Source organism: Sphingobacterium chuzhouense (assembly GCF_014692525.1).
GTDB lineage: Bacteria > Bacteroidota > Bacteroidia > Sphingobacteriales > Sphingobacteriaceae > Sphingobacterium > Sphingobacterium chuzhouense.
In genome coordinates this window covers 177,662-202,475 of sequence record NZ_JACNYL010000004.1, presented here as the reverse complement: position 1 = coordinate 202,475, position 24,814 = coordinate 177,662, and the positions used below count along the sequence as shown (strand labels likewise).

At 42.2% G+C, this 24,814-nt stretch carries 16 protein-coding genes; 4 read left to right on the top strand and 12 right to left on the bottom strand.

The genetic code is table 11. The features are described 5' to 3' along the window. Positions 1-24 precede the first annotated feature (24 nt). The 5 genes from H8B21_RS17075 to H8B21_RS17055 all read right to left on the bottom strand — a co-directional run bounded on the left by H8B21_RS17075 (position 25) and on the right by H8B21_RS17055 (position 7,260). Positions 25-3,378: a SusC/RagA family TonB-linked outer membrane protein gene (locus H8B21_RS17075; protein WP_190315080.1), complete on the bottom strand. Its 3,354-nt coding sequence runs from the start codon at positions 3,376-3,378 to the stop codon at positions 25-27. 191 nt (positions 3,379-3,569) lie between these two features. Next, entirely contained in the window at positions 3,570-4,775 is a 1,206-nt protein-coding gene (locus tag H8B21_RS17070) for a FecR family protein (protein ID WP_190315079.1), read from the bottom strand. A 77-nt stretch (positions 4,776-4,852) separates the two neighbouring features. Beyond that, the gene (locus H8B21_RS17065; RefSeq protein WP_190315078.1) at positions 4,853-5,425 is read right to left on the bottom strand and encodes an RNA polymerase sigma factor; all 573 of its coding nucleotides are present in this window, start codon (positions 5,423-5,425) and stop codon (positions 4,853-4,855) included. Between the two features lie 122 nt (positions 5,426-5,547). Further along, a complete protein-coding gene (locus H8B21_RS17060; RefSeq protein WP_190315077.1) occupies positions 5,548-6,570 on the bottom strand; it encodes a hypothetical protein in 1,023 nt (340 codons plus the stop codon). A 261-nt stretch (positions 6,571-6,831) separates the two neighbouring features. Continuing rightward, positions 6,832-7,260, bottom strand: coding sequence for a CBS domain-containing protein (locus H8B21_RS17055; protein ID WP_190315076.1), 429 nt, complete (start codon positions 7,258-7,260; stop codon positions 6,832-6,834). 285 nt (positions 7,261-7,545) lie between these two features. Between H8B21_RS17055 and H8B21_RS17050 the strand changes: the two genes are divergently transcribed. The 4 genes from H8B21_RS17050 to H8B21_RS17035 all read left to right on the top strand — a co-directional run bounded on the left by H8B21_RS17050 (position 7,546) and on the right by H8B21_RS17035 (position 11,311). Beyond that, entirely contained in the window at positions 7,546-8,232 is a 687-nt protein-coding gene (locus H8B21_RS17050) for an FKBP-type peptidyl-prolyl cis-trans isomerase (RefSeq protein ID WP_190315075.1), read from the top strand. Between the two features lie 88 nt (positions 8,233-8,320). After that, positions 8,321-8,986: an FKBP-type peptidyl-prolyl cis-trans isomerase gene (locus tag H8B21_RS17045; protein WP_190315074.1), complete on the top strand. Its 666-nt coding sequence runs from the start codon at positions 8,321-8,323 to the stop codon at positions 8,984-8,986. 91 nt (positions 8,987-9,077) lie between these two features. Continuing rightward, the gene (locus tag H8B21_RS17040) at positions 9,078-10,703 is read left to right on the top strand and encodes an NAD+ synthase (protein ID WP_190315073.1); all 1,626 of its coding nucleotides are present in this window, start codon (positions 9,078-9,080) and stop codon (positions 10,701-10,703) included. 44 nt (positions 10,704-10,747) lie between these two features. After that, on the top strand, positions 10,748-11,311 hold the full coding sequence (locus H8B21_RS17035) for a DUF4136 domain-containing protein (protein ID WP_190315072.1): 564 nt from the start codon (positions 10,748-10,750) through the stop codon (positions 11,309-11,311). A 35-nt stretch (positions 11,312-11,346) separates the two neighbouring features. On the opposite strand, the gene H8B21_RS17030 is transcribed toward H8B21_RS17035, so the two are convergent. The 7 genes from H8B21_RS17030 to H8B21_RS17000 form a co-directional block, all read right to left on the bottom strand. Next, complete coding sequence (locus H8B21_RS17030; RefSeq protein WP_223815112.1) at positions 11,347-13,755, bottom strand: glycosyl hydrolase 115 family protein; 2,409 nt, start codon at positions 13,753-13,755, stop codon at positions 11,347-11,349. 53 nt (positions 13,756-13,808) lie between these two features. Continuing rightward, entirely contained in the window at positions 13,809-15,398 is a 1,590-nt protein-coding gene (locus H8B21_RS17025) for a glycoside hydrolase family 43 protein (RefSeq protein ID WP_190315071.1), read from the bottom strand. Between the two features lie 17 nt (positions 15,399-15,415). Next, on the bottom strand, positions 15,416-16,801 hold the full coding sequence (locus H8B21_RS17020) for a glycoside hydrolase family 28 protein (RefSeq protein ID WP_223815111.1): 1,386 nt from the start codon (positions 16,799-16,801) through the stop codon (positions 15,416-15,418). A 37-nt stretch (positions 16,802-16,838) separates the two neighbouring features. Beyond that, a complete protein-coding gene (locus H8B21_RS17015; RefSeq protein WP_190315070.1) occupies positions 16,839-18,248 on the bottom strand; it encodes a family 43 glycosylhydrolase in 1,410 nt (469 codons plus the stop codon). A 96-nt stretch (positions 18,249-18,344) separates the two neighbouring features. Then, entirely contained in the window at positions 18,345-20,048 is a 1,704-nt protein-coding gene (locus H8B21_RS17010) for a RagB/SusD family nutrient uptake outer membrane protein (RefSeq protein ID WP_190315068.1), read from the bottom strand. A gap of 17 nt (positions 20,049-20,065) precedes the next feature. Continuing rightward, a complete protein-coding gene (locus H8B21_RS17005) occupies positions 20,066-23,281 on the bottom strand; it encodes a TonB-dependent receptor (RefSeq protein WP_223815110.1) in 3,216 nt (1,071 codons plus the stop codon). A 197-nt stretch (positions 23,282-23,478) separates the two neighbouring features. After that, on the bottom strand, positions 23,479-24,624 hold the full coding sequence (locus H8B21_RS17000; RefSeq protein WP_190315065.1) for a FecR family protein: 1,146 nt from the start codon (positions 24,622-24,624) through the stop codon (positions 23,479-23,481). Between the last annotated feature and the right edge of the window lie 190 nt (positions 24,625-24,814).

Genomic DNA, 24,814 nt, shown 5'->3' with positions numbered 1-24,814 from the left:
TTTTTTACTCGTCTCACCATGTCATTAATACCGAATCTGTATACTGCCTACTACGGTACGTGGTTTCGGATATGCACCAATATCTACCCTACGCAACGTCGATGTACCACTTTCTGAGGATACATCCGGGTCAAAACCATTGTATTTCTTCCATAGAAATAGGTTTTCACCAGCTATGGTGAATTGTACATCACGCAGTTTATTATTGGTCCATTTGCCAACATCCCATCGATAACCTAACGAAACGGTTTGTAGACGCAAATAGGAAGCATCATAGACCATTCTATCCGAAGCAATATTATCGACTGCCCCCGCACGCGGGAAGTCGGATGTTGGATTACGAACCGGATGCCAGCCGTTCAACATATACCGATATTGATTTGTCATAGAACCATTTGCCATCCATTGTTCCGATATATTATATATCTTCCCTCCAAGGGAGTAATTTAGGAAAACACCTAACGTGAGGTTCTTAAGTCGAAAGTTGTTCTGTAATCCGCCATATAGATAAGGGTCTGAATTTCCTAGATAAATCAAGTCATTTTCATTCAGCACACCGTCGTGGTTTTGGTCTAAATATCGTGGTGCTCCCGGCGTATACATGGAGGGAGCTGTAGAAGCATATCCTCTAGTAATTTTATTCCGATCCACTTCTTCCGTTGATTTCCACGTTCCACCATATTGGAAACCCCAAAGGGCATTTAGCGGATAGCCCTCTACATAACCATACATCATATAGCTGTTGTTGCCGTTTGCATTGTATACCGATACGTAGTCTAGCGTACCAATATTTTCCACCCGTTGTTTATTCTGTGATACAGAAAATGTAGATGACCAAGAGAAGTCGGGCTTTTCAATATTTCTCGTTTCGATACTAAATTCGACACCTTTATTCGATGTCTTCCCCACATTGGCAAAACGCGTATTATAGCCGGTATGTCGAGGAGTCTGCACATCTAGAAGTAAGTCACTGGTATAAGACCAGTATCTTTCCATCGTTATATTTACCCGATTATTGAACAAAGCAATATCCGCGGCGATATTGTACATGTCTGTTTTTTCCCAGGAGAGTTGGTCACTCGCCAATCGCGATGGATAGAACGCAACGGGCTGCGAACCATCAAAAAGGTAGCCTCCTGTAGTGGAAGCCAATGCTGCCAACGAGCGGTATGAAGAAATTCCATCATTTCCGGTTCGTCCGCCACTTGCCCGGATAGAAAGTTCATCAATCCAATGGACAGGTTGCATAAATTCCTCGTTGGTCACCGTCCATTTCAACGCTGCCGATGGGAAAAACGCCCATTTTCTATTTGCCGCAAAATTGGAAGCACCATCCCGTCTCCCTGTTACCGTTAAATAGTATTTGCTTCTATAATGGTAGTTAGCACGTGCTAAATAGGATATAGCCGTCTTTGTGTTATTACTGGTGCTCGCTGTATAGTTTTCCTTGTCAGGGATAGCGTTCATATTATTCCAAAGAATAGCATCAGATTGGTAACCCAGTCCTGTTAATGAAAGATCATCTCCGGTCACCTTCTGTCCAATAAAGCCTAACGTAAAATCTATATGATGAATATCTTCCCATTTTTTTAAATAACTTAGGGTTGTCTGGCTCATCAAGTTATTGGACGTATATTCTTGTCTATGCGCTCGTGCCCCTTCTTCTGCAGTTTTAGCGGGCAATGCTCCTGGATCAAACTGGAAGCCATGCAGTGCGTAGGAATAATAATTTAGTTGCGAGTTGATTTTCAGATCTTTGATGGGTTCAATTTCAATATACCCCGTATTGGTCGAGCCATCTCGTTTCTGATTACGGACCACCCCTCCGTCTAATAAAGCACGTGGCGAATTAAAACGCTGTCCGGAGTACCACAGATCATTGAAATTATCATGCACCTTAATAAGTGGATTCAGGAACATCGCTGCACTCCACCAACTCGTACCACCTATACCCACCATATTTTGATCTTGGTCCCGTTTGGTGAGATTATATTTGTAACCGATTTTCATCCAAGGGAATAGTTGGTAGTCCAAATTTAACCTGCCGGTAAACCTTCCCAAGCCACTTTTTTCGATAATCCCTTGCGTGTTATCGTACGCGACAGAAGCATAGTAATTGGTTTTATCCCCTCCGCCCGATAGGGATAAGTTATGTGTATGATAAGGTGCTACACGGGTAATCTCATCTATCCAATCTGTCCCTTTTCCATACGAAAGCGGATCGGGGAAAGGATATTCCGATTGCGGTGTAGTTGGTCCAATATCGCCATAGCCGTCCGAGGTTGCAAATAAAGCAAAGTCATTTCGGTATTGTGCAAATTGCGAAGCATCCATAATATCCAGCTTACGCGGCAACTGGGATACGCCCAATGTACTTCGCAGCGTGATATTATCTTTTCCCTTCCGACCTTGCTTGGTGGTAATAATAATCACCCCATTACTGCCTCGCGTACCATAGATAGCTGTTGCAGACGCATCCTTCAACACGCTGATGGATGCAATATCCGCCGTATTAATATCCGCCAGGTTACTGATACCGTCAATAACACCATCGACTACAATAAGTGGCTCGTTGGTTGCCGTGATAGAACGCGTTCCACGGATACGGATGGATGTCGTTGCACCAGGTTCTCCAGTTGAGGCCATGATGTCGGCGCCAGGCACCCTCCCCTGCATGGCCAAATCTACGGACAATACCGGGGCGTCCTTAATGTCGTCCATCTTCACATTAACGACAGAACCGGTTAAATCCTGCTTCTTTACCTCGCCATATCCGATCACCACGACCTCATCCACTTCCGTTACCTTTTCCTCCATCACAACATCGCCGACTTGCGAACTGCGTACCACAAGTTCCCGATATGCATAACCCACAATGGAAAATTCAAGCGTTGCAGGCAGCTCATCGACTTCAATCGAAAACATACCTACACCGTTGGAAATCGCCTGCCGTGCAGTTCCTTTTACCCGCACAGTCACGTTTTCCATCGGCTGTCCAACTACTGTCTTGATAAGGCCTTGGACAATACGTACCTGTCTTGCTATTTCAGGCTTATTACGTTCATTCGATGATTTTCCTGTTACAGGTTTACGAACTAATACAATGCTCTTCTCAGACTGCTTGTAACCTAAAGAAAACTGGGGCAGCACCGTATTCAGAATTTGCGTTACTTCAGCATTTACAAAATCCGCATCTACGATTGCCGAATTGGGTAAAAGCCCTTGTGCATAGAAAATATTATACCCACCCTTTTTCTCAAGCTCCTTGATCAGACTGGTCAATGCCATTTTCTTTCCTTGGATTGTTACTTTTTGGGCATAAGTGGCTGCACTTACCTGTAGGGCGGCACATAATAGAAGAATCCAGGTTAACTTCATATACAATAGGATTTTCATTTTAGGTTTGCCGTAGGGATCCCATATCCCTAACCGTTTTTTTTCATACATTTGTCAATAAGGTTGAGATTAATTTTAACAGATAGGTTTCAATCTTTTAATGTCTTCTTAGACATAACGACGGCAGGGGCGGCTCCAACGCTCCTGTTGTTTGTTATATCATTCACGTAGCTCTATTTCATTACGGTTATCCTCCTTCCGTCTACTTTAAATGTTACTAAGTCGGTCCACTCAATTATTTGTAACAATTGTCTAAAATTTTCAAATCGGGATATGGTTCCACTATACCGCACATCGGACAGATCACCTTCATAAACCACTTCAATGTTGTACCAACGGGCTATATCGTCCATTACCTCATAAATAGAAGCGTTTTGGAAAGCAAAGCTTCCATCTTTCCAGGCAATGGTATAATAGGGATCTACCTTGACAACGGACAGCTTTTTGTCCTTTTGGGAATAGTTGGATTGCTGGGACGGCTTCAGATACTGCACCTTTCTAGTATGTGGATAGGTTAATGCTACCGCACCCTCTACCAACGTGGTAGTTATGTTTTGGTTATAACTATTGATGTTGAAACTCGTACCTAAAACTTCCAGTTGCTGTTCGTGCGTATGCACAATAAAAGGGATACGCTTACCTGTTTTGGTATTTTTATTGACGACTTCAAAATAGGCTTCACCTTCCAACTCCACCTCTCTTGTGTCTGTCGCAAAAGCAACGGGATATTTCAATTTGGAAGCCGCATTCATCCAGACTCGGCTACCATCTGGCAACATGATACTATATTCTCCACCTCTTGGCGTGACAATCGTATTATAGATGGGCTTTTGCATTTTTTGATTATCGCCCAGTTCATATGCAATAGTTCCATCATCTCGCTTCACAATACGTACGCCTTTATTTTCCAATACCGTACCGTCCTCTACCTCATCCAGTTCAATAAAACTGCCGTCATCAAAAACGATACGTGCTTTATCGCTACCGGGCTGGATTTCCTGTTTATGCACGCGTAACACCTCATTTTCCGGACTTTTGTGTTTCATGAGAAACAAGACGCCACTCGCTGTTGCAGCAAGCAGGATACTAGCTGCAATCGCTACTTTTGTCCATAAGCGTCTTGGATGATGTATTACTTCTTGCTGTACGTCTGAAGTATCTGCCACACGTCCATCGGCCATAATCCGGCGGAATATACTATCTTGACGAGTGGTATCATCATGGAACGGAACAATCTCCAGATCTTTGTCCCATAGTTCTGAAACGAGGTCTTGCCCTGTCGGTGTATTTAGAAAATCTTTTAACACACGAATCTCTTCGTCTGTCAGCTTCCCTGCCCTATATTTTGTTAATAAGTTATGTAATGCTTGTCTATCCAAAATTTACGCTTATTTTATTACTATAAACGCAAATGATTTTAAAGCGTACTAATAGAATTTTATTTTTTTCTTTTCTTCTAAAAAAAGAGCATAAGAAAATACATTTTCTGCAATTTTAGGCGGACGACCTTGGTCGCTAATAAGAGATGATTCTTTACTGTGTTTTTAGAGATTCCCATTTGCTCAGCAATTTCCTGATGCGACACATCTTCCAAACGGCTGAGGCGATATATTTCTTGTTGTTGAGGAGGGAGACTAGCAATAATTTTATGCAATATCTTGGATAATTCGGCGAACGTGATATTATCTTCCGTCTCATAAGAAACCGAAGACCATTCTGAAGTTTCTACATCCACACATTCAGGTTTTCCTAATTGTTTGCGAAAATGAGAGATGCATAACCGCTTGGTTATCACAAAAAGGTAGGGATATAGATCATCTTCTGTATGTACTTTTTGACGATGTAGGTACAGTTGCGTGAATGCTTCCTGCGTTATTTCCTCCGCATCTTCGACATGCTTACATTTCGAATAGACATAGCGAAATATAATAGGGAAATAGTAATCAAAAGCCTTCCGATAAGCCCTTTGATCTCCCTCGACGAATTTTAAAAATTCGTTTTCCACAAAAATATGTCTCACTAGCTTCATGGCAGGCATGTAATTTAATGTTACTTCAAGCGCCAAAATAAAACATTTATTATCATGTGATCATTAGGCGAATATTAAATAATCATTTTATAATCGATCAACACAACTGTACCTAAGATCTACTATCTATTCTCTTGTTCAAATCGTGCTTTGGTGTATAATTTTACGTTATCCAAAAAAACGCGATTCTTCGCAGTACCCGTTCCAGCCCCATTTATAAATTCAACTTGCATTGTCGAAGACGTTGGATTCGATTGAGGTTTACGAATATCCAGCTTAAACCACGTATTCTCCCACATCTTGCTAGTCATTAAAGCAGATTCTTTATCAAAATGCGGAATGTCCAACACATGGCTTACTTCTCCTTCTTCAAACTCACCACCTGTCAATTTAATAGTCAATTTGGTGTTGTCCGGCTCGCCTTCTTCCGATACAAAAGATACCGCATTGAACGTCAGTACCAGTAAACTATCTCTTTCCACACCTGATATAATTGGTGTGAGCAAATTCGCTCCTGTCGTCTCCGAACCGATTTGAACATAATCGTTCTTGCCGTAAACAAAGGCTTGCGTCTGTCCTTCTAAAATAGTAGACGTCCATCCTTGTTGTTGCTGTGTAGGATTCCACTGGGCGATCAATACACCGTTAGCTTGCTGAGGATTTCCATTACCATAGCGTAACCATGAGAAATCATTTGTGTAGCGTGCACCATATCCTTGCGTCATTTTTAAAAATTTACGCGAGTAAGGTTCCTGGTTACTAATGTTCAACGTGCTTACCCTGCGGTCTAGATTATCTTCAAGTGGTTCCACCTCCAGTATAATACGGGTTGCCTGCAAATCGGGCATATATTTTTCTTCCGATACTTTAACCCACTCTTCACTTGCTGGCGGCTGTATGGCCATCAGGATATCCGAAGAGGAGAAAACATAAATGGTATCTTTACCGCCTTCTACCGGCAAATCCAATTCGTTAATCCATTCATCGAAATGTCCGGTTGCCGAAACTTGTATACCTATTTCTGTACCTCGGTTATCTTCTGACTTTTCACAAGCGATACAAGTCAACGCCACCGAAAGCCCCATCATGGATGTCCGGCTTACATATTGGCATTTGCGAATATTATTTAAAATGTTTGTTTTCATGATTCATTAATTTTCCGATTAAGTGGACCGACTTAGTAACGGAATAATAAATCAACAATACAAAACTACTTTATTAAATAAGCTATTATATCAAATCAATCTTAAGCTTATGTGAAAATATCATTAAGTTATGGCTTTCACCAGATTTCATGACTAGCTATATTAAATATTAAGTGCACTAATATAGTCTTTTTAAGAAAAAAAAAGAAAATTAAACCAAAAACTTTAACTCTCTAAAATGGCAAATAGCTCATAACTCTTCTAACTACTGATATAGCTTTGAAGTTGGTCAATGGTCTGCTTTTGATCTTCAATAATATGTTTGACGATATCACCGATGGAAATTATACCAATAACGTTATCGTTTTCTAACACGGGCAAATGCCTAAAATGATTATTGGTCATTAATTCCATGCAATTTTCAATTCTTTCGTCTGTTGTGATGGTTCGTGGATTATGTGTCATGACCAAATGAATAGGCGTATCTTTGGACGATTTGCCATGCAGAATAATCTTTCGGGCATAGTCACGTTCGGTAAAAATACCAACTAGCATGTCGTTCTCCATAATCAATAATGCACTGATGTTTTTTTCCATCATCATTTGCAAAGCTTCCAATACGGATGTGTTTTGGCTTACAGCGTGAATGACGGACGACTTTCTCTCAAGGATGTGTTTCACGGTTTTCATAATTTCTTCTCATTAATTAAGGAAGTACAATCGGCACCGCCAACGGTACCATTATATGAATTAGTCCATTAAAGATAATACTTTTAAATGAAATAAAAAACAACCGTAACAAGCTGAATACGTTTATCTTAAATAAATAAGATCATTTTTCTTACTTTTGCTGTAGCATTAAGGGATGAGCCCGCGTTCTATCCTTTAAGAAGAGAAAGACATTAAAAATTTATGAAACCGATCCCGATTTATCGGGAGAGCTCTCATCAACTAATTAAAAAAAGAAAAAAACAGATGAAAACTCTATTTAGACCATTAATTGTATTATTATGTGCTGCAGTTGCATTTAGTTCTTGTATGAAAGACACGAGTGCGGAAGATGAGGCTGCACAACGTGAAGCCGAACAAGCCTTCAAAGCGTTGCTTTCGGAACAAAAAACTAAAATTGACGCCTATATCGCTGCAAATCCATCTGAAGCACCAGGGGGTTGGCAGGAAGACGAGTGGAAGATTGATCTTTACGCCCTCGGCGAGACGGTGAACAGAGGTATAAGATTCGAAGTACTGGCCGTACCTAGCGAAGAAGATGATGAAGCGTATACCTATGAAGTTGCTCCCGGAGGGCAAACTGTCGTTCGTCCAGAAGTCACCGTAAACTATCGTGTATTTTTACTGAATGGCGATGAAGAAGCTGAACCCGTACAATCCGGAGAAAACCAGAAATTTGATTTTGCGACGTTCTCATCGAATTCATCACCTATCTACACCCCTGTGTGGGAATACGCATTCTTTCCAAAATCTTATCCACCGATAAATGGGAACGAGATACCATATTGGGGATTGACAGCAAAAGGTTTGAAAAAAGGCAGCCATATCCGTGTAATCACTCCATCACCATGGGGCTACGGAGAAAAAGCTGTCGACGATATCCCAGCTAACTCACCATTAGTGTACGAGTTTGAAGTATTAAGCATCGAATAATAAAATAGCAAGGAACGATTTAAAATAATGAACATACGAAGGGCGTGTCCAAAAACTTTTTAGACACGCTCTTTTTTTAATCAAAACAATGAATAACCTATCAAATTTTTTTTTCCTCTTCGTGTTGGCAACCATTACCATCACGTCATGTAGCAAAGCTGATGACAATAATAACGACGATTGGGCGGAAGAGCAGCGCCGTATTAACAGAGCCCGAATCGAAGCTTTATTAAAAGAACAAGCTTCTGAACTCAAGACTTTCGCGGAAACAAATTTTGGCGAAGACGCGCAATTTGACGATTCCACGGGTATCTGGTTTAAGGTTCACGAACCGGGAGAAGAAGGATCTTATACTCGTTGGTTGGTTCCGGGCTCCATGGGTGGCTTGGCTCTTTCCAGACCGACCGTAGATGTGAAATATGTTGGTAAATTAATGAGGAACGGGGAGATTTTTGATCAAACGTCTGAAGACGATCCGAAAGATAACACCCGCTCGTTCCAGCTTGGTGGAGTTATTCCAGCATGGGATCTTGCTTTCTATCCAAAAGAAGTACGTCTAAACGGAAACGATTATCAGATCGGCGGACTTACCGAGAAAGGACTACAAAAAGGCGCTATCATCGAGTTCGTCGCACCATCGCCTTACTGCTACGATAATAAAGAACAAAAGGATAAAGATGGAGAGGTTACGATCCCTTCGGACTCGCCTTTGCATTTCTATGTTGAAGTAGTGGATATAAGGGATAAAAAATAATTTAATCGCTATAATAAACAAATGAGGCCCGTTGATTCACAACGGGCCTCATTTATTTTTATTATTTTTACTCCTAACAAATCCATGCACAATGAAGATAGCGCTTGCTCAACTGAATTACCATATCGGCAACTTTACCGCCAACAACGAAAAAATCATCAATCACATTACGCGTGCCAAAGCAGATGGCGCTGATTTAATTGTTTTTGCTGAACTTGCGATAGGGGGCTACCCTGCCAAAGATCTTTTGCGAAATGCTCAATTTATTCAACGATGCACTGATAGCTTACATGAAATCGCACAAGCTTGTCAAGGTATTAGTTGTGTTATCGGTTCCCCTGTTGTCAACACGGATCCCGAAGGTAAACCACTTTACAATGCAGCCGTCTTATTGGCGGAAGGACAAATCCAGCACATCTATAAGAAAAGTTTATTGCCGGATTACGATGTTTTTAATGAATACCGATATTTTGAGCCCAACCGTTCTGCTGCCTGTGTTGAAATCAACGGAGAGAAAGTAGCGTTGACTGTCTGTGAAGATTTATGGGACGACGACCTTTCCAATTCGTATGTAGGTGATCTAGTAGCAGAATTACGATTGGAAAATCCGACATTGATCATCAATGTCGCCGCTTCTCCATTTTCTTACACCCATTTCGAGAATCGGATCAACGTTTTAAAACGTAGTGTTATCAAGGCAGGATGCCCTTTGGTGTATGTAAATCAAATAGGCGCACATACGGATATTATCTTCGATGGACGCTCGTTAGCACTCGATAGAAACGGTAATATACTATCAGAATTAAAAGGTTTTTCGGAAGATTATACGGTATTGGATATCCATGCTAAGGCTTCAGTTTCAACGGAGCGAAAACCTTCGGAAATCGCTTTGATACACCAGGCTCTCCTTTTGGGGATTCGTGACTATTTTCAGAAGTCAGGCTTTAAAAAAGCAGTACTTGGCCTGTCTGGTGGTTTAGACTCGGCAATTGTTGCTGCATTGGCATGTGAAGCGCTCGGCGCAGAAAATGTCCTTGCCGTCTTGATGCCCTCTAAGTATTCCAGCGAACACTCGGTAAAAGATGCTTTGGATTTAGTAGCAAATACAGGATGTGCACATCAAATCGTTCCGATTGAGGATATCGCCAAAGCTTTTGATCAAACACTTTCAGAAGTATTTACAGGTCGGGCTCCGGACCTTACCGAAGAGAATATACAGGCACGCATCCGGGGAACCGTTCTCATGGCTCTTTCCAATAAATTTGGTCATATCTTGTTGAATACTTCCAACAAAAGTGAAGCTGCCGTAGGCTATGGAACATTATATGGCGATATGGCCGGTTCTTTGAGTGTCATTGGCGATGTTTACAAAACCCAAGCTTATGCATTGGCACGTTACATCAATCGCGAGCGGGAAGTCATCCCATTGAACACCATCGTTAAGCCGCCTTCCGCAGAATTACGCCCCGATCAGAAAGATTCCGATTCTTTACCTCCCTACGATATATTGGACAGTATACTCTATCAACTGATAGAATTGGAAAAATCTGCTACAGAGGTCGTTCAATCCGGATTTGATGAAATATTGGTCAACCGTATCGCCAAGTTACTCCACAATGCTGAATTTAAACGCTTTCAGGCTCCGCCTATACTCCGCGTAAGCCCTAAAGCATTCGGCAGCGGAAGGATAATGCCTTTAGTAGCAAAATATTTTTAAACCTTTGTCTTAGAGCGTTGTCTAAAGTATAAATAGGGGTTATTATGAATAAGATAAAATATATTTTCATGTTGGGCGTTATTGCCGTTCTCGCATCTTGTGCTTCGGTGAAGTATAATACCACACGAGTGCAAAACCAAGATTTTCGGCAGTATAAGACCTATAGTTGGCTTCCACCTGTGGATTCGCTATCTAAAAATTATTTTAACAATGATATTGCCAAAAGCAATATTCTAAATGCGGCCAATAAGGAACTGGAAGGATTGGGTATGCAGTATTCCAAAGACAACCCAGACATTCTTTTCCGTTATATCACGATTGTTAATAATAAAAGTCGTATGGTATATAGCCCGTCTTATGGTTGGGGCGGCTGGGGTCCATGGGGAATGGGCTGGGGCTGGGGAATGGGCTACGGTGGTTTTAGCTACCCTGTAGGACATGAAAGGTACCGCTATGCCCACCTGATTATTGAGGCTGTGGATAGACGTACAAACAGCGTTGTATGGCAAGCCCGCGGTTCATCAGAAGTTAGAGCTCCTGAAAAAACCATTAATAAACTTCCACAGATCGTCAATGGGATATTTAAAGAATATCCACTGCGGAAATAAAATAATAAAGAGATAAAAAAACAAGGAGGGGGTATTTATTTTTCAAACACTAATATTTGATCGATAATTACCCCTTCATCCAATGCGGAGATTTTAATTCTGGCTTTGTCCTTGCCTTCTATAGGAAAGGTTATTTTTCGAATAGCTTGATTCCGAAGCACATTCATTTTCCATTCCTCACTACGTCCTACTGTCTTATACGAAATTTCTTGAATGGGCATATCATCCAGCGAAATGCCAAAGCGTAGTTCACCCCCTTCTATCGGATGCCCCGGCAACAATCGTACTTCCACATGAACAGAATCGCCTTGCATTTTGTCCCATTCGTAGTATACTTCTTCGCCCTTGCCTAAGACCGCAGCTTTACCTTCATAGCCTAGTCCTTCCACAGGGTGAGTCTTTCCCTGTAAATCTGTACCATTCAACGTTAACCTTGGTTTAGCATAATTTACCATAGGTTCTATAGCCCGCTCTTCTTTTACTCGTTGAAATACCGGTAAATTCCGGGGTTTGTAGTCCATTATACGATTCCATTTTCCGTTGTTTAACGTGTTATATTTTTTTGTCAACGACACGATACGATCGAAGGCATCATGGCTCTCTTTCCAATTTACTTTTTCATGCCGCGCCAATTGCGCATTCAACATCTTTTTATTCATCTCCGTTGCCCCTTGAATAGGGTATTCTACCAATTGAAAAAAGGCATCTCTCCTATTTTCGGGAATCAGATTTGCCACCGCAGCAGCTTTGCCCGAAAGCTCCAGATATGCCTGTAGCCTATCGCGTATTTCTTCCTCACTCCAAGGTAGATCGCGGACGGTTCTGTAATATGCTCTATCCGCTTCCTCCTCACGGGTATTTCCCATAAATTCTGGTTTGCGAATATGCGCCAATCGGTAATGTTCTTGCATGATCGGCAGTAACTTTTCTCCTGCTTCGCTACCAAATTCACGTGTCAGCCAATCGTGGAGATGTTGGTTTACGTGTCTATTATTGAATTTTTCCATATCCCAGGCCATATCTAAAAACAATTCTGTCTGATACTCTCCGGGCTTGATATCGCCGACGTTCACAATCCATATCTTACGGACATCGTGTTCATATGCAGTTTTCATTTGCTGATGGATAAGCGCCGGACTCATCGTCGATAGCCATAAATGGTCATGCGGTCGCCCCCAGTAGGAAATGTGATAATATATTCCATTTCCGCCAGGTCGCTGTCTTTCCTCCGCATCCGGAAAATGCGTAATATAACCATAATTATCATCGCACCACATCAGCGTTACATAATCAGGCACTTTTAGCCCAGCGCGGTATACGTCAAGTATTTCTTTATACGGAATAACTACCTGTGGAATTTGAGATGGGTCAGGATTGATATACGTTTTCAGCAATTGGGTTTGGTCTATCAAAACTTTGTCTAACGCTTCTTTATATTCGGCGACGCCTTTCACGCCTTCCATAGCACCATCGTGTTTACCACGCATCCCCATGGTAAAGATATTATTGGAATTGCCCAGCTCCTTTAATCGATCGGTCCAATAAGAGAGTACGTTGTCCTTGTTCGTGATATAATTATATCGCCCCTCGCCTACAATATCCCATTCTGTTGCACTGTTTCTTGCCAATGGTTCACAGTGCGAAGACCCAATATAGATACCATATTTTTCGGAGGCCTCCCGGTTCCCTTGTACGAAATAAAACGGAACCGTTACTTCATGCATTGCCGGCCAGATCGTGTTCGCCCGTAACCGCAACAGGAGCTCAAAAATCTTGCTATAGGTCCTCGGACCGATTGTTTGCATTTTCGTTGTTTTATCGGGATTAACTCCCGCGACTATTTTCGCTTCCGGCTCAAATGTATTGGCGCTCCACGGTGTTAATCCCCAGTCTTCATCATTTAGGAAAATCCCTCTATATTGCACATTTGGACGTTGGGTATCCTCATAACCCGACGGCAGTGCAACTTCCGACTTTTGTTCGGGGGTCACATCGGCCCACCATACGCAAGGTGACACGCCAATCAATCGAGACAACTCCAACACACCATACGCCGCTCCGTGGGGATCACTACCAATAATAAATAACAATTGCGTTTTTCCGTCGCGTATCGCTTGTATATGAAAAGCTTCCCATTGTCCTTTAATATCCGAAATATCAATCTGATGTTTAGACAGAAGCTGATCAAATGTCTTGCTTTCGCCCGGAATACCGATGACTACTGATCCGCTCTTCGGTTTATCCGTTAATCGAAATGGTTGGTCCGCAACACTTTTCGAATCTTCTATAACCAGACCGACTGCTGTTTTCACCAAAGGTGTTGTACCGCTATAGTGTAGCGAAGTGCCCTGTCCGTTGGCTACTAGTTTAAATCCTTTCTGTGCATAACTACAAAAAGCAGTAGCCAAAAGAAAGAAAGTCCATATTAATCTTTTCATCATCATTAAAATTATGTTTATAACAGCGGGATGCAACCTGTGCTGTTATGAGCTTACTTTTATTTATTCTTTAGATTCCGGTAAACAAATCTATCGTATACTACTTTATTTTTTGATATATTGTTATTGCTACTGGCATATAGACCTACTCCTAAACCATTAAACCGGTTAATTGGGCTATCTGCCAATGCCGTCAAATCCTGTATTTTTCCGATAGGTTCCATCTGTGTTTCGGACGCTCCAAAATAGAACCTTATATCCAAGCCGCTTACCCTCACCTGAAAATATACATCGGCTTTATCGTACGGAACCTGTTCAACCAACTGTTTCTCCCCTTCAATTTTTCTATAGAGCGCTATCGTTGATTTTTCCTTAGCTAAGAAATAATAATTGTCAGTCGTCCGATATAGTATAAGTCCAGCATGTTCATTAGCTAATGTTGTTTCCATAGACAATTTAGTCATTGCCTGAAAATAATGATCTGTCGCCCGTTGAAGTAATATCGGAACAGCAGATAAGCTGTCTACAGATTCCTTCATCAATCGCATCTCTAACTTATTCCCAACAACTTTATAAAACGGATATTGAGGAGCACGAACAGAATACCAGCTTTTATCCCAATGATGCAGTACTTTTTTTTCATTCCAAGGCGTCCAAGGTAAATTCGGACGTTGTTGTTCTAAGAGAACTTTACCATACCCGGCATTAAATATTGGCGTTTCCCCTTCAAAATCTACTTTACATAGAAACGTTTCTCTCCCTAAAGGCACTTTATTATTAACAGTGCGCTTTCCAAGCACGACCGACCACCATTCTCCGTGCTGCGTTTGTATCAGATCCGCATGACCGATAGCTTGCAGGGGATAATCTTTACCTAAATGTCGATGGGTCAATACAGGATTAATTTGATCAGCGACATAAGGTCCAAAAATAGAATTGCTATGATGTACCGTAACAGAATGGTTCTCGTCGGTACCACCTTCCCCAATCATCAATAAGTAGCGACCGTTCACCTTATAGATATGTGGTGCCTCCGCATATCGGGCATTATTGGCATGGCCGTGGATCAACATTTTCGGTTCACCCACCAACTTTTGTTCTTCTAAGTTTATCTCTTGTATCCATATGGTGCATTTACCTAGCCAACCATCACTATACTTGATATCCCATCTATTTCCGGTATAGTAACATTTACCGTCATCATCCCAGAATAAACTAGGATCAATCCCGGGGGCATTCTCTAACCAAACTGGATCAGACCAAGGACCAGCTGGATTTCTTGCTGTAATATAGAAATTTCCGCCACATGTATTACATGTTGTAATAATATAGAATACACCATCATGATAACGAATAGTAGGTGCCCATATTCCATTTTTCTCTACAACAGAACTCATATCCAGCTGATCCGATCGTTCAATACCATGCCCTATCAACTTCCAATTCGTCAGATCTTTACTATGATAAATCGGTAACCCAGGATACCACGCAAACGAAGAAGTGACTAAATAGTAATCATTTTCTACTCTACAAATAGATGGATCTGGATTAAAACCAGGCAATATCGGATTATGGAATGTTTCCGGTATATCCTGGGCATTCGCCCAGGTTAGGCAACAAAATAAAATAACTGTAAAAACTTTTTTCATCGTATTCCCACAACCTGCTATTTTAGCACAAACCCCTCTACATTTTTGGTCTGAACCTCTTCGTCAGAAGCGTTGACAAGGGTCACATTTTTCAAGTGGATATGACGTACCGGCAAGTCCACATTCCCGTTTATCTTGCTTACAAACTTGGCCTCCTTTGCCTTTACATTTTCTAAATAAATATCTTGAATTGGCGTCAATTTTCGAACCACCGTTGGTACCAAAGTACGCCACTGATATAAAACATCCGTGTCAATTCCCAAGATACCCTCCCTGATCGCATTGGCTGTTATGTTTTTGAGGTACACATTTTTCACATAGCCACCCATACGCTCATTCGTTTTGATAAACAACAGATGCATCAATTTCTCGTTATCATCCGCCACTTTACAATTTTCAACATAGACATTTTCGATACCTCCGGATAATTCACTGCCTATCGCAACTAACTGATGTCCATCTTTCACGAGACAATCTCGGATAACAATATTCTTAGATGGCGTTTTTAGTCGCCAGCCTTCCGGATTCCTCCCCGATTTAATGGCAATGGCATCATCTCCCTGATCGAATACACAGTTCTCGATCAGTACATTTTGACTCATTTCCGGATCAATACCATCGTTGTTGTGACCATGTGCGTACACATCAATACCACGCACTATGATATTTTTAGATAAATAAAGATGTAAAGTCCAAAATGGGCTGTTGCGGATCTTGATATCTTCTACCAATACGTTCTCACAACGGTTGAACTGGATAAACTGTGGACGCATATTCGACGTATCGTTGACCATGTTTCTATCTTCTACCGGCACCCGATCTTGTGCCCAGTTGTATAAGCGTTTGATACTTTCCATGTGTGCCGATGGACGTGGAAACCATTTACGCCATTGACTAATATCCGCCCTGACCTCGCCTTTTCCCGTAATCGCAACGTTCTTTGCCTCGAAAGCATAGATCAATGGCGAATAGTTATAGCATTCCAATCCTTCCCAGGTGGTAAATACAGCCGGCAAGTAATCTTGTGGATCGGGAGAGAACAACAGTACGGCACCTTCGGAAAGGTGGAGATTCACATTGCTCTTCAAATGGACTTTCTTGGTTTTCCATTCACCTGCCGGGATAATCACATTCCCTCCGGCAACGGTAGCGGCAGCTATCGCTTTTTCAATAGCTACGGCATTTTTTTCTTTATCTTCTGGTTCTGCACCATAATCCGTAATGACAAAATCCGCAACTCGTGCAAAGTTCGGTGTTTTGATCTTCGACATCTTAAAAGGCGCCTCTACGCTGACTTGTTGTAAGGTTACTTGGCTTTTCTGTGCAGAAAGGTGTTCTCCAGTCAGGAAAAGAAACAACAGCACCGTCATCGTATATGTATTCCACATTGTCCTCATCATCATTTAATTTTTTACTTATGTATGGATTTTGTATCCGAGATTATGGCTGTACGGCTATCCTCTTCAAAGCGACACCATAGCCTGTACTACCGTAGTTGCTTCTTCTTTTATCCGACCAGTTGCCTCGTTCACCCATTACGGTAACGACTATAGTATAGGTATCTTTCGGTAATGCCGGACTCACAAATTTGAGCGTTTCGGTAGGATATAAACAATACATATCGACAATAGATTCTACTACCGTGTTACCTTTTTGATCCTGTATGCAAATCTGTGCATACCCACCATCTGGCCTGGCCAGTCCGTATAACTTTAAACCCGTTCCGGTAAACGTATAAGAAAAACGATCGCCTTTATTATCCGACCGATAAGTCTCTATGCTGTCCGCTTGCCAGTTACCTTGGAAACTTACCCCAGCATCCAGATCCTTCAGTTCGATCTCCCGTCCCCGGGTTTGCAAGAGCTTATGTTGCCCCGTAGACAAATCGATTGTCCAGGATTCCTGATAAGCAGGAATAGACAGACGTTCTCCATCTATCTCCAAAGGTTGCCATACATAAGTAGCCGCCGAGTTTTGTTTCGGAAATGACCAACGATCGCCCATATACATAAAAGTGGTATCCTGGGGGCCCATAATCGGCAATACAAAGGAACATTGGGAATTCCATGTCAGACTACCTTCCGGCGCAAACAATCCTTGTTCTGTCCATGGGCCAGCGATGTTCCGTGCGGTATGATACTGATTATCGTTACGCTCCCAGCTCGTCAGGTTTGAACTGAGCAGGAAGTACACACCGTCTTTCTTTAACATGGCGGGGGATTCGCCCATACCCGGAACACGGCTGGCGACTTGCTTTTCAATTCCACGGTAATCCGCTGTCAACTGGTAAATGTCTCCGTGATGTACCAAGAGATACCCCGTTCCGTCTTCATCCTGAAACGCGCCCATATCCCATCTCCGGATCGGCTTTCCTTCGTACAGGATGGGACCTTTAAACGTATAAGGCCCTGTAATATGTTGTGCTGTTGCGTACCCTACGTATTGATCTTTGTAGTCCAAGGAATCGACGTGCATAAACATAACATACTCGCCCGTAGCCTGCGATTTCATCACCTTGGGTCGTTCCCCAACACGGTTCTTGCCTAACTTCCCTTCTTCCTGCACCGGAAGTGCCATGCGCTCAAACGTCCAGTTACAGAGATCCGCCGAGGAATAGCAGGCGAAACCGTTAAACACATTCGCGGAGTCGGTTTTAAACTCACCAAACAAGTAATAGCGGTCTCCCTCTTTAATTATGCCTGCACCGTGCGCACTTACTGTATTTCCGTGCTGGTCAAACCAAGGGACACCGGAATGGATGGCGTTATAGACGGGTTGCTTAAAACGAGCTTGCCCGTAGCTGCAAATGGTTATACAGACAAACAAGAAAATTATTGTTAATCTCTTCATGGTATCTATAAATTTATATAATAATACCACGGGTTGCAACCTGTGGCAACCTGCGGTGTTATTCCCTGAAAGTTAATTACGAAATAAAAAGATCATCTAATAACCATCATTCTGTGGGTATTCTTCCGTGTCACGATCAATAACCGTCTGCGGAATCGGTCTCAGGTAGTATTTTTCGTCTACAGTACCCGAAGGGTTTACCATTTTGGTCAATATATTATGTTCAAAGGCACGCTCTAGTCTACGGGTGCGTTTTAAGTCCAACCATCTTTTATACTCGCCCGCCTGCTCACGCGCACGTTCATCCAAGATAAAGTCGATAGTGACATCTGCTACTGAGATAGACAGACTTTGTCCTACCACTGCAGCTCGGTTACGAACTACATTCAACATTTCAGCCGCCTTTGCAGCTTGTCCAGCCTTAAGACACGCCTCTGCAGCAATAAGATACGTTTCCGACAAGCGAAAAATAAAGATATCACGAGAACTCCGATGATTATTTTCCGAGTTACCAAATGCTGTTGCTTCTGGATCAAAAAACTTCCCTATCATAGGAAACTTCATCTTGCCACCTATCCCATCGAAATCTTGTTTCCAGGCATCGAAGCGAACCACTTCTACGTTTGGATTGGAAGCTTTCAGTTCAGCCTCATCTTCAGCAGAGAATTCTTGGTCGGGATACGGGAAATAGAAACGTAAATCTCCTGCCTGTATCGGAGAATTTCCTTTAACATCATCCTTTGTCGCATAAAACTGACTGATAAAAGTAGCATCATATCGAGTATCTTTATGGGTATCATATAATGTATATAGGAATTGCGTCGGCATAAAATCCGATAAACGCCGATTGTATATTTCTGTCTCCTCATGAAAGCCTGCTTCACGCCATTGTCTCCAGCCAAAAAGTACATTTTGACCATTTCCGGTTCCCAAAGACGGTTTCAAGCTTGAAGGATCGTACTGTACGGAAAAAAGAACCTCTTTATTCTGTTGATTCTCTGGGTCAAAAACAGCCGAAAACGTCGGTTGAAGCGTGTACACCCCTGCTCCAATAATCTCTTCTGCCAGTTCCGCAGCCTTGGTAAAGTCGGTCGCAGTACCAAACGCTTTATATCCCCTTGTTAGGTAGATCAAGGATAACAAATGCTTACTGGCATCTCGCGTTACCCGTCCAAAATCACTTGTTGTTATATCAGCACCAGCAACCGAATGTTCTAAATCCGATACGATAAATTGGTATACCTCTTGTTCCGATTTAGGTTCGAAGTGGGTAATCGCAGTATTGATCTCTTCTTCCACAATAGGCACATTTCCAAAATTCTCCACAAGCAGATAATAATAATACGCACGGATAAAGCGGACTTCTGCTAGCCGTCTATCTCTCAACTCATTAGACAAATCTGGAATATCATTAGCTCTATTAATGGCAGTATTACAACGTTGAATACCGCTATAAGCTGATTTAAAAAAGCGATCTACTGCTGAATTATCTGCGGTTAGTGTTTTATATTCATTAAGCGCTGTCGCCCGAATCACCAAATCACCGACAGTTCCACTGACCGGTTCGATTTCGCCTCTGGTCATAATATCCGTTCCATACTCAAATAACGTTGGATTAATGTCATAGATACTCCGTAATGATGCATAGCAGGATCTAACGAGTGATTCGTAACCTGCCACGTCTGTATAAAAATTTTCAGCCGTGATGCCGGATAGATTATTCTCTTCTAGAAATTTGGAGCATGAGGTTATACTACCTGTAAGAAGGCCAATCGCTATATAACAAAATATTTTTTTCATGTTTGTCGATTTAATAATTAAAAGGATAAGTTAACACCGAATAAGTAAGATGCGGATCCGATTGCCGTCCCATAACTATTTTGACTTGGCCATTCCGGATCAAATCCCTCATATTTGCTAAAGGTAAACGGATTCGTAGCCGTTGCATATACCCGGAGGTTCTGTACCCCCATCCGATTGATGAATGATTTTGGCACTTGATAACCTAGCGTAATATTTCCTACCCGTACAAAGTTTACGGTACGGTAGTTAGCAATCCCGGCATAGGGTCCTGGATTTCCCGGCTGAAAATGTGTCTGAGACGGATTATCGGCTGTCCAATAATCGACTTTCACCTGATTATATGGTGAATTATAATTCATAAGTGTGGCATCAAACGAGCTATTAAATTGCTCTCCTTGCCGCGTATACACCATTACATATAAATCGAAATCTCCATACTTAAAGGTATTTCCTATTGAGCCTGTCCAAGTAGGTAAGTGCTTACCAATAATAGCCCGGTCATTAGCGTTGATAACGCCATTATCATCTAGATCTTTCACCCGAATTTGACCAGGCTTTTGATTATAGACAGCTGCCTCTGTCTCTTCCCCGAATTGCCAAATTCCATCGAAAACGTAATCAAAGTTTACGGATACCGGCTCTCCTATAAATAACTTATTACCAATATCATCACGTTTGCCGCCACTTAATTCTAGAATTTTGTTTTCATTCTTATCGAAGACAAAATCGGTTTTCCATGTAAATTTTCCACTATTAATGTTGGTTGTAGACAACCCGATTTCTACTCCGCTATTCTGTAACTTTCCAATGTTATCCATAATAGATTCCCATCCGGATGGAGCAGGTAATAGACGATTAAGAAGAATATTATCAATCTTCCGGTTATAAACATCGACACTTCCTGTAATACGCCCTTGAAAGAAAGAAAAATCAAGTCCAGTATTCAGTTCTTTTGTACGCTCCCAAGCCAAATTTTTATTGGGCAGTTGATTCGGAGCATATCCAGGTGCATTGATTCCCCCAAAGTCGTAATATGCCTGCCCTAAAGCCGCCTGTGTAGAATAAGGGTCGATGCGGTCGTTACCGCTGACACCATAACTCAGCCGTAATTTCAGATCTTGAACCACTGCTACCTCGGCCATAAAGTCTTCCTGCGAAATACGCCAAGCGAATGACGCCGATGGGAAAAAGCCCCATTTATTTCCTTCAGCAAGTCTTGAGGATCCATCCCATCTTCCGGTAGCCGTCAACAAATAACGATCATCAAAACTATAATTAACCCGTCCCATAAAGGAGACCAGACTAGACTGTGTAAATCCAGAGCCATATTCACGGACAGAAGGCCCGCTCGCCAGATTATACCAAAGGGATTTGTAAGGTAGTCCTTCCGAGGTAATCAGATTGGACTCCATACGGTCTTTCTGCATACTTTGGACAACCGTAGCCGTTAGTTTATGCGCATCGATCTGAGTTTCGTAGGTAGCTTGGTTATCCCAAACCCAAGTAAATTCTTCTCTCGTGTTATTATTCCCTTGCGTAGGCAAGGTTCCTCCAAGGCGCTCTTTAGAAAGCGGACCATAGTAATGACCCTGTCTACGCGCATAATAACTTGGAGAAATCGTGGTTTTCAAAGTCAGCTGCGCTATAGGTTTAACTTGAAGATAAAGGTTTCCAAAAGTTCTAAAACTACGGGCCTGGCGGATTTCATTTTCTTGATCAAACATCGGATTAGTCACAGGATCTACGCCATAGACCCGAAAGATGCGTTCCCCATTTTCATCATAGGGACCTGCAGCTACGGGAGGTAATCGGTAGGCCGAACGAAGCGCTTCTGAACTTCCAATGTCCCGAAGATTTTGTGCCATATACATATTCAGTCCAGCCGTCCATTTATCATTGATATCCCTATCTATATTTCCACGGATACTGTACCGTTTAAAACTCTCTGGCGCAACATTCCCCTCTTCTTCAAGAAGACCTGCCCCAATAGAAAACCGAGTTCTATCATCTCCGCCACTAGCAGAAACGTTGTGGTTCATTTGGAGTCCATTTTTCAAAAGTAAATCTGGATAATCAACAAATTTTCCGGCGTCGATTCGTTCCCATTGTTCTGGGGTAAAGAAATCGGTATTCGCTCGCGAGACATCTCTTCCCTGTGCTTTAAACATTTCTGTCCGAAATTGCACGTATTCCTCTCCATTGAACATGTCAGGAAGATTCGCCGGCCTTCTCGAGCCTATATAGGCATCATATGAAATGGCCGTATTTCCACTCTTCCCACGCTTAGTGGTCACGATAACGACGCCCTTCGCGCCCCTCGAACCATAGATAGCGGTTGCTGATGCATCTTTTAAAACGTCTATTTTTTCAATATCTGCCGGGTTTAAATCGTCCAATCCCGCACTGGAAGGAACGCCGTCAATCACCAATAATGGTGAATTTGATCCGCCGATTGAGCTCACGCCCCTAATATTTATATTAAAACTTCCGCCCGGCTTTCCTGCATTCTTCGTAATGACCACACCAGGAACTTGTCCTTGCAATGCCCCAGCAGCATTCGGCATAGCTGCACGCTCTATGGTTTCAGAATTTACAGATCCTACAGATCCCGTAACATCCGATTTCTTCTGCGTACCATACCCTACAACAACAACCTCATCCAAACTCGCCTCTTCACTTTCCAAAACCACATCTACGGTTACCGAGCTTATAACCACTTCCTGATCAATATAACCTACCGATGAAAAAACCAATACATCGTCAAGCCGGGTCTGAATCGTATATTGTCCTTTTTCATTCGTTGCGGTTGCGATATTGGTTCCCTTGACAACGACACTAATGCCTACCAAGGGACTGCCTTCTCCGTCCCTCACGGTACCTCTAACCTGTTGTTGTGCGATTACGATGGATGGCGTAACCGTTTTAACATGCTTCTCTTCAGCAGCCCGCACCACAATTGTTTTCTTACTTACGGTATATACCAGTGGTTGATCGGCAAATACTCTTTTCAAAGCATCATCCAATGATGCGTTTTTTAGATTTAACGATACACGCTTCGACTTATCAATCGTCAATGGGTTATATAGAACGTGATATCCGCTCTGCTTCCCGATAGTTTTTAAGGCTTGCTCTAGAGAAGAATTTCTTAGGTCGAGCGTAACCCGTTGTGCGTAACCTGACGCATGTAAACACATCGTTCCGAGCACCATAAAGAATGCTATCAGTTTCATTATTTTCCAGATTTTTGCACCTCGCCTACGGACATATAGACTTGGAGGCACCTCATAATTTTTGTACATTTGGGTGTTTGGTTTTTAAATGTGATTAAGAACTCGGTTTATTTTTTTAATTGCATTAGCTGAACCACCGGGGGCGTCGCAACCGCTCTCGGTAATTTTGCTTTTTGTTTTTTATCTTGTGTACATGTCTAGCCCATAACCAAAATCCTCCTTCCTTCTATTTTAAATGTTACGGTTCCAGTCAGTTCAAGCATATCCAAAACCTCATCCACTTGCCCAAACCGGGAGACCGTTCCTGAAAAAAGCTTGCCTTTCATATTTCCCTTATATTCCACTTCCACATCATACCATCTAGCTATCTTCCGCATGACGTGTTCGATGCTTTCCTCGTTGAACATAAAATAACCTTCTTGCCAAGCTAGAATCTCTTCAGGGTCAAAAGTTTCCTTTGTTACCTGCCTCTTCGTCTTATCATATACACTCCGTTCACCCGGTTTAAGCGTATAGCTAGATCCGGCGATATCGACCGCGACCTTCCCTTCGATAAGGGAGGTTTTTACACCCTCTTCATCAGGGTACGCCATGACGTTAAACTGTGTACCCAAAACGGTTATCTCTTGGTTATCTGATTTCACGACAAACGGCTTTCCTGTATCCTTTTGTACGTCAAAAAACACCTCTCCCTCTATTTCAACAAGTCGCCTAGTTCCGATAAAAGCAGTCGGAAAACGTATAGATGACGACGCATTCAGCCATATTTTTGTTCCATCAGCCAACGTCACTTGGTATTGTCCTCCCCGTGGTGTACGGATCGTATGGTATCTGATCTCATCTTCCGCCATTTCTCCATAACGTAATTCGCCTTCCCCGGCCTTATTTGCCAATACTTTTCCATTAATGGTGACATTACCTAAATGAAGTCCGTTCAGCGAGACTTCTGTTCCATCATCCAATACAAGTACCGCCTTATCACCTCCCGGTTCAATGACGATAGCTTGGCTTTCTTCACCAACCGGTTTTGACACATTCTCTACGGACGACCAGTATAATCCGCCTATGACGAGAATAATAGCCGCTGCTGCGTAGCCGAACCATTTTCGCATCGACTGCCAGTATACGGGTTGATCTTCTTTATCCGTTTGCATTTCTTTTTGCAAATGCGCATAAAGACGTGCCTTGACATTCGCTTTATTGCCCATAGCCTCCTCGTCCCATGTTATCTCTTCCAGTTGAAATTTGTCCCGGTAGCCCTGCAATTGATCTAACTCTTCCGAAGAACAGTGACCAGCTAGATATTTCTCATATAATTTAATGTACTCCTCTTTGGTTAACATATTTTTGAGTCCCTTTACCCTAATAGAGTCTTTTTTTTTCAACCACACACATACTTTTTTTTATTTTTTCCATCCTGCTCCGTCCTGTATCAAATAATGAGGTATATTTTATTTTTCACTATTTTTTAATCTATATTTGATATTGCTAACAGGAAGCCACAAGCTCGTAAACGAAAGATAAAGCCGTTTT